Source organism: Candidatus Desulfolinea nitratireducens, from assembly GCF_982879505.1.
Window position 1 is genome coordinate 1 of sequence record NZ_CEYOSI010000191.1, and the last position, 6,766, is coordinate 6,766.

9 protein-coding genes are annotated in these 6,766 nt (G+C 49.8%); 6 read left to right on the forward strand and 3 right to left on the reverse strand.

Features of this window, described 5'->3' with window-relative positions; translation table 11 throughout:
• From AC3DOM_RS14110 to AC3DOM_RS14135, 6 genes are all read left to right on the forward strand, one after another.
• The coding region (locus tag AC3DOM_RS14110; protein ID WP_487919684.1) for a DM13 domain-containing protein at positions 1-354 on the forward strand (354 nt) is incomplete at its 5' end.
• A gap of 151 nt (positions 355-505) precedes the next feature.
• Positions 506-2,416, forward strand: coding sequence for a lamin tail domain-containing protein (locus AC3DOM_RS14115; RefSeq protein ID WP_487919685.1), 1,911 nt, complete (start codon positions 506-508; stop codon positions 2,414-2,416).
• Positions 2,417-2,573: 157 nt separating this feature from the next.
• Entirely contained in the window at positions 2,574-3,068 is a 495-nt protein-coding gene (infC, locus tag AC3DOM_RS14120) for a translation initiation factor IF-3 (RefSeq protein ID WP_487919692.1), read from the forward strand.
• 74 nt (positions 3,069-3,142) lie between these two features.
• A complete protein-coding gene (locus AC3DOM_RS14125; protein WP_487919686.1) occupies positions 3,143-3,370 on the forward strand; it encodes a large ribosomal subunit protein bL35 in 228 nt (75 codons plus the stop codon).
• 92 nt (positions 3,371-3,462) lie between these two features.
• Positions 3,463-3,813: a 50S ribosomal protein L20 gene (gene rplT, locus AC3DOM_RS14130; protein ID WP_487919687.1), complete on the forward strand. Its 351-nt coding sequence runs from the start codon at positions 3,463-3,465 to the stop codon at positions 3,811-3,813.
• Positions 3,814-3,921: 108 nt separating this feature from the next.
• Positions 3,922-4,692 (forward strand): TrmH family RNA methyltransferase, encoded by a 771-nt coding sequence (locus AC3DOM_RS14135; RefSeq protein WP_487919688.1) that lies wholly within the window; start codon positions 3,922-3,924, stop codon positions 4,690-4,692.
• On the opposite strand, the gene AC3DOM_RS14140 is transcribed toward AC3DOM_RS14135, so the two are convergent.
• The 3 genes from AC3DOM_RS14140 to AC3DOM_RS14150 form a co-directional block, all read right to left on the reverse strand.
• Positions 4,654-5,052 carry an MGMT family protein gene (locus tag AC3DOM_RS14140; RefSeq protein WP_487919689.1) on the reverse strand — a complete coding sequence of 133 codons (399 nt, stop codon included), beginning with the start codon at positions 5,050-5,052 and terminating at the stop codon, positions 4,654-4,656. The genes AC3DOM_RS14135 and AC3DOM_RS14140 overlap by 39 nt on opposite strands.
• 97 nt (positions 5,053-5,149) lie before the next feature.
• Positions 5,150-5,908 (reverse strand): 5'/3'-nucleotidase SurE, encoded by a 759-nt coding sequence (gene surE / locus AC3DOM_RS14145; protein WP_487919690.1) that lies wholly within the window; start codon positions 5,906-5,908, stop codon positions 5,150-5,152.
• 111 nt (positions 5,909-6,019) lie between these two features.
• Positions 6,020-6,736 carry a CDP-alcohol phosphatidyltransferase family protein gene (locus AC3DOM_RS14150; RefSeq protein ID WP_487919691.1) on the reverse strand — a complete coding sequence of 239 codons (717 nt, stop codon included), beginning with the start codon at positions 6,734-6,736 and terminating at the stop codon, positions 6,020-6,022.
• Positions 6,737-6,766 lie beyond the last annotated feature (30 nt).

The following is a 6,766-nucleotide window of genomic DNA, read 5'->3' on the forward strand; positions in this document are numbered from 1 at the left end:
CCAACTGAAAGTGCCGCTGTGATTCTGCTGCAGGGTAAATTTGAAGGTGCTGATCAGGATCATACCGGAGCTGGCACTGCAACAATTTACCAAAGGGCGGATGGAACTTATTATTTGAACCTGGAAAACTTTTCTGTCTGCTGCGGCCCGGATCTATATGTTTTCTTTGTCAGAAAACCATCTTCTGCTGAGTACGCTGAACTTGGTGAATTCCTGGAGATAAGTTCGCTTGCAGCGATCTCAGGCGATCAGGATTATGAAATCCCGGAGAACACAGATCTTTCTCAATTCAAAAGCGTTGCTGTTTATTGCAAACCCTTTCAGGTTATTATCGCATTCGCAACAATGAATTGAGGTAGAAAATATTGTTAAGCCTTCAAGAGCAGAACTTTATTAAACCAATTGTGTGCACGAATCATTGCAGGATTTATTTAAACTAATTGTATTTTTGTGGTAAACAAAATTATCTTGAACAATCAGTAATGTTATATGATACTATTTCCCCATGAACTCCGAGCAGAAAGATAAGCACTCGCGTAAGAAAATGCGCTGGAGCGCAGTTTTTCTCCTGGCGGGGTTCCTGCTCGGCTCGCTGCTCCCCTCTTTAAATTGGAGGGTACAGGCCGCGCCGCATCAGGCTGCGGCTTTGGATGTGCTTATCAATGAAGTTGCCTGGGGAGGGACTGTTGCCTCCTCTGACGATGAATGGATCGAGCTTTACAGCCCTGGTGTCCCAAGTTTCGATCTAACCGGTTGGCGGCTTGTCGCAGAAGATGGCAGCCCGGATATTATCCTTTCTGGTGTGACTTCAGCATCTGGGTACTTTCTGTTGGAGCGAGGGCGCGAAGAAAATGTTGAAATCGGAGATAGCGATTTTGATGGTGGTAGTAGCAATCAAATCTTTTTGGGTGCCTTAGATGATTCAGGAGAACTCCTTCGTTTACGTGCCCCCGATGGCGCAATAATTGATACTGCCAACAGCAATGGTGGCGCCTGGCCCAATGGTCGTCTATCCCCTGCCAGCAGCATGGAGCGGATGGGAACATCCGCAGATGCTGATGATATTTGGGTGACCAATATCGGTACCGTAAAAAATGGAAAAGACGCCGCCGGGAATGATATCAACGGCTCACCTGGGCAGGCGAATTGGGGTTATATTGTTACCCATACCTCCATTCCCCCTATTTCAACACCAACCATTACGCCAACTCCAACAGCTTCACGAACCGTAATGATTAACGAAGTCGCCTGGGCTGGAACAGAAGCTTCAAGCGACCATCAATGGATAGAACTCTACAATACAAGTGATGGTGACATTAACTTGTTGAACTGGCAGATTACAGCGGCTGATGGCACGCCAACGATTGATTTTCTTTCAGCTGATTGTGCGAACCCTAACTGTACTATTGCCAAAGGAGGGTATTTTCTCCTTGAGCGCACTCAGGACACTGTTGTAGGTATTCCCGCGGACCTCATTTATACTGAAGCTCTTGAAGAGGGTGGGGAATTTCTAAAATTAATTTCTCCAACAGGCCAAGTGGTTGATACTGCTAATAATGATGGAGGGGGTTGGCCTGCGGGCAGCGCATTGCCAGATTTTGGGAGCATGGAGCGGAGCGGCGTGGTAGCCGATGGTTCTTCGGCCTGGTTTACCTTTGCTGGGGCACCTAGTGCTTATCTGGATGCATTTAACAAACCCATCAATGGTTCACCCGGGGAAGCCAATTGGGCGATCAACGTCACTGCCACCCCCTCTCCCATCCCGACCAGAACCCCGATCTCGCCGACAGGAACGCCAACGTCTTACCCCTTTCAATCTGTGGTCCTTAACGAGGTTCTGCCTCGCGCCGGTCACGACTGGAACGGAGATGGTGTGGTTGATGTCAACGATGAATATATCGAAATCATCAATCGAGGCGTCTCCTCCGTAAATTTACAGGGCTGGCAACTGGATGATGAAAAAGATCTCGGTTCCGACCCCTATAGACTTCCCAGCGTCAGCCTGCAATCAGGAGCCAGAATAGCGATTTTTGGCTATACCTCGCATATCTCTCTGAGCGATGGCGGCGATACCGTCCGCCTGCTCAATTCGAATAGCCAGATCGTCGATGTCCTTACCTATACTGTAGTCAAAGAGGCAGACCAATCCTGGTGCCGTTTTCCTGAAAATGGGTTCTGGAATCCCAACTGTTTCCCCACCCCAAACGAAGAGAATGCACTTCGAGGCATATTTATTGATCAGCTGCAAGACCCCGTTCGCTTTGCCTGCGTGGTGCCAGATACCGTGCCAGATTCGATTTCTCTGATCGAATGCGGCCTTTTGGGGATGAGCATCCGTGACGAGAATTTTTGGGATCAGGCCCGCTCTGTGCGCTGGTTGACGGGACACTCTAAAAGGTCAACCTGGTTCCGTTAAAGGGGGGCAAGTTGAATTCAAGAGAGGATTTGGCTAATTTCGATTGACGGGTTTTCTCGGTCTGTGGTATCATCCATCCGCAAACCAGCCCATTGGCTGGTTGTCTGTATTTCTATTATGAAAGAAGGAGAAGCACATAGGCGCAAACGATTTTAGAATAAATGAAGAGATTCGCAGCCCCCAGGTCCGCCTGATTGGTGCTGATGGTGAGAATATCGGGGTCGTGACCTTTAAAGAGGCAATGGACCTTGCTGCCGAGGCAGACCTTGATCTTGTAGAGGTTTCGCCTGGGGCCAAACCACCCGTTTGCCGTGTCATGGATTTTGGTAAATTCCTTTACCAAAGATCGAAGAAAGATAAAGAAGCGCGTAAGGCCCAAACCAGGATCGACCTGAAAGAGATCCGTTTGCGACCGAAAACCAATGAGCACCATCGCGGCTTCAAGGTTAAAAACGCAAAACGTTGGCTTGAAGAAGGAAAAAAGGTCAAAGTGACGATCCGTTTTCGAGGACGTGAAATGGATTACCCCGAAATTGCGCTCGAAGATTTGCGTGAAATCGCAGAAGAACTATCTGATATAGGCACGATTGAACAGATGCCTAAAATGGAAGGCCGCGTTATGATGTTGGTTATGGGTCCGCTAGTCAAATAGGAATTATTCTTAATTAGTTAATCTCCGCAGGAGATCGACCCGGCCTGCGATATTTTTATGAAAGGAGAAAATTTGTGTCAAAGAAAGTAAAAACCAAAAAATACAAGCTCAAAACCCACAAGGCGACCTCGAAGCGTTTTCGCCTGACCGGTTCTGGGAAACTTGTGCGGACCAAAGGCGGAAAAAGCCATTTCCGTCGTCGCACATCCAAGCGTACAAAGGCATTGCTCTCTTCAATGATTGTTGTTAAAGGCAGTGGTCTGCTCAAGCGCATCAAGCGCCTTGCGCCGAATATGAAATAGTTTTTTAGCTTATAGTGCGGCTGTTGGGTGTATGCAACTGGCTGCGGGGAAGGCCCCCGTACCGACGCCCAGGGGTGCGCAGGAGATAAATAATGGCACGTGTAAAAAATGGTCCTCACGGACGACGAAGACATAAAAAGATATTAAAGCTGACCAAAGGTCAGCGCGGTACGAAGAGCAAGCTCTTCCGCCGAGCCAATGAAGCGATGCTGAAGAGTCTCTGGTACTCGTACCGGGACCGCCGCGTCCGCCGACGCGATCTGCGCAGGCTGTGGATTGCCCGCATCAACGCAGCCTCTCGCCTAAATGGCGTCACCTATAGCAACCTGATCCATTTGCTCAAAAAAGCAGATATCCAGATCAACCGTAAAATGCTGGCCGATATGGCCGTACGCGATCCGAAAGCCTTTGCCGCAGTTGTGGCTCAAGCCAACGAAGCATAATTTTTTTAGTAAGGGCGGGTCTCAGACCCGCCCTTACTTTTTAACGATACAATGGGGGCATTCTCCCCCACTTCCCTCTGTTTGCGGGGGGGATTAACATCAAATATCATGATCACATCTCCCCAAAACCCCAAACTCAAACTCGTCCGTGCATTACAAGGACGCGCCAAAACACGCCGCAAGGAAAAGGCCTTTCTTGTGGAGGGCGTGCGCCTGCTCGAAGAGGCTGTGAAGGCGAAATGGCCGATCCGTTTTGTGCTTTATGCTAATAATCTGAATGAGCGAGGGCAGGAACTTCTTAATTCCCTGCAAGATGTGGACGCCGAAGAAGTGGATTCTGCGCTGCTAAAATCCATCGGTGATACCGAAACATCCCAGGGTATCCTGGCGGTATTGGACAAATCCCAACTCCCAATGCCCAACTCCCCCGATTTTTTACTGATCCTCGACCAGATCCGTGACCCGGGCAACCTTGGTACGCTTTTGCGAACAGCCGCCGCTGCGGGCGTGGATGCCGTCATTCTGCCCCCCGAAACGACAGATGCCTTCTCTCCGAAAGTTCTCCGTGCCGGGATGGGGGCGCATTTCCACCTGCCAATACTCTCGGCAGATTGGGATCAGATCAAAGATCGGGTGGGGGGATTAAAGGTCTGGCTGGCTGTGATGGCCGGAGATATCGCTTATACGGAGGCAGATTTCAAGTCGCCGTCTGCGCTCGTCATTGGCGGAGAGGCAGAGGGAGCCAGCCAATTCGCGCGGGAATTGGCTGCAATGTCTGTTCATATCCCCATGCCAGGAGAGATGGAATCGTTAAACGCGGCTATTGCGGGGGCAGTGATGTTATTTGAAGTCGTCAGGCAGAGAGAGTTGCTGGGATGATTCCGAGTTTTCCCCTTCCCACAAATATTTCTTAAAATCAATTTTTTCCCGCTCGTCGAAAACGACCCCCTCGTCTTCGAGCAATTCACGTTGCCGCGCTGCATGCGGACGTGCGCTGATCTTTCCCTGAGCGTTGACCACCCGCCACCAGGGGACATCATCCGGGCATTGCGCCATTGCGCCGCCAACCCAACGCGGGCCAAAGGCAAGATAACTTTTCGGGTCCATATTATTGGGCGGCGGGATCATCCCCGCGATGCGGCCATAGGAGCAGACCCTGCCCTCCGGGATTTGGCGAGCAAGCTCCCAAACCTGCAAATGATAATCAAGCTGACTGGGGGGTGAAGTAAAACGGGGCATAGCTCATTCCTTTTCCTCCCCTGCTTGTGGGGGCACTCTGTGAGTATCCAGTCAAGCTGGACGAACGGTGCTACGCGAAGGCCAGGTGGGGGCAAAATTACCACACCCAATTTTGAAGTCTCTTCATCTCGCTGTAAGCAGTCATATCCATCTGGATGGGTGTAATGGAGACAAAACCCTCGCTGATCGCGCCAAAATCGGTATCAGGGATCAACTCGCCGGTTGGATGCTTGCCACCGATCCAGTAGTAGGGGCGGCCAAAGGGGTCTTCACGGCTGACAAGCTCATCGAGGTAGATTCGCTCTCCAAGACGAGTAATCCGGAAACCTTTGATCTCATCCAATGGCAAATAAGGGATATTCGTACTCAGGAGGGTATCCTTTGGCAACCCTTCGGCGATGGCTTTTTCTGCGACTCGTCGCGCGATCTCACCCGCGGAGGAATAATCTGCTTCCGCCAGATCAAGCGGAGTCTCCAGAGAGAATGCCAGCCCGGGAACGCCACCGATGACAGCTTCCATCGCCGAGGTGACTGTTCCCGAATAAGTAATATCAGAGCCAATATTGGCATGCGGATTAATGCCGGTCACGACAAGGTCAACAGGTTTGATCAATCCCAATAAGGCCAGCGAAACACAATCAGATGGGGCACCATCGGTTGCCAGGGCAGGCGTACCATCTGCGAGCTGGACTTCGTCCACGCGCAAAGGGCGTCCGAGGGTTTTTGTGTGGCCAGAGGCCGACCAGTTCCGGTCGGGTGCAAAAACGGTCACATCGCCAAGGCCTTGCATGGCCTGAACAAGGGCAAGCAAACCGGGGGCGTGAACGCCATCATCATTGGTGACAAGGATATGCATATGAGGAAACTCCGAAAGTTTGATCCCGGTTATCAGTTATACAACGTTAAATGAGTATATTTAAAAATATATATTCTCGCAAAGCTCTTATATGGAAAACCAAGCATAAAACTAGATTGTTTTTTTCTTCGAGGGAAATACGCTGATCGCAATATAATAACTGATGTAAAGGAGGGAACTCCACAAAAACCAGGGATGGACCTGGGGATATTGGAATAAGCTGACGATACCGATGCCCCCCCAGATGGATGTCAATATCAGGGTCAGATTCTGCCTGCGAGCCGTCCGTGAGGGATAGACATATTTAATCGGTACAAAAACCAGGATATTGAGAATAACAATAATTGCCAGATTCAACCACGGGTTCAACCCCAAAATCAGCAAATAGATAGCCATTACATTCCAATACGAAGGAAATCCCTTGAAATAATGATCATCGGTTTTTGCATCGGTTTGTGCGAATTGAAAGGCTGATGTCAGGGCGATCAATATGATCCCTGCCAACGCAAAAGGAGCGGGAAGCAGCTTGGCCTCGTATAAAAATAATCCTGGGACGAGAACGTAATTGAAATAATCGAGGATATTATCAAGCAGGGCGCCATCAATTTCAGGGGCAAAGGATTTGACTTGAGCCCAACGCGCCAGCCAGCCATCAACGCCGTCCACAAAAATAGCCATCACCATCCACAGCATGGCCTCTTTCCATTCGTGGTTATAAATCGCGACCACGGCCAACAGTCCCCAGGCTGCACCACTTGCCGTAAATAGATGGACGCTCCAGGCCAGGATTTTTTGCCAGAAAGAAGGTATTTTTTGAGACGAATTCATTTATACGAATTTCCTTATTATTGATGACTC

Excerpts from the sequence above, each read along its gene's own strand:
- AC3DOM_RS14150 (WP_487919691.1), bottom strand. The coding sequence starts at position 6,736 with ATGAATTCGTCTCAAAAAATACCTTCTTTCTGGCAAAAAATCCTGGCC.
- surE (WP_487919690.1), bottom strand. The coding sequence starts at position 5,908 with ATGCATATCCTTGTCACCAATGATGATGGCGTTCACGCCCCCGGTTTG.
- AC3DOM_RS14115 (WP_487919685.1), top strand. The coding sequence starts at position 506 with ATGAACTCCGAGCAGAAAGATAAGCACTCGCGTAAGAAAATGCGCTGG.
- AC3DOM_RS14140 (WP_487919689.1), bottom strand. The coding sequence starts at position 5,052 with ATGCCCCGTTTTACTTCACCCCCCAGTCAGCTTGATTATCATTTGCAG.
- rplT (WP_487919687.1), top strand. The coding sequence starts at position 3,463 with ATGGCACGTGTAAAAAATGGTCCTCACGGACGACGAAGACATAAAAAG.
- AC3DOM_RS14135 (WP_487919688.1), top strand. The coding sequence starts at position 3,922 with ATGATCACATCTCCCCAAAACCCCAAACTCAAACTCGTCCGTGCATTA.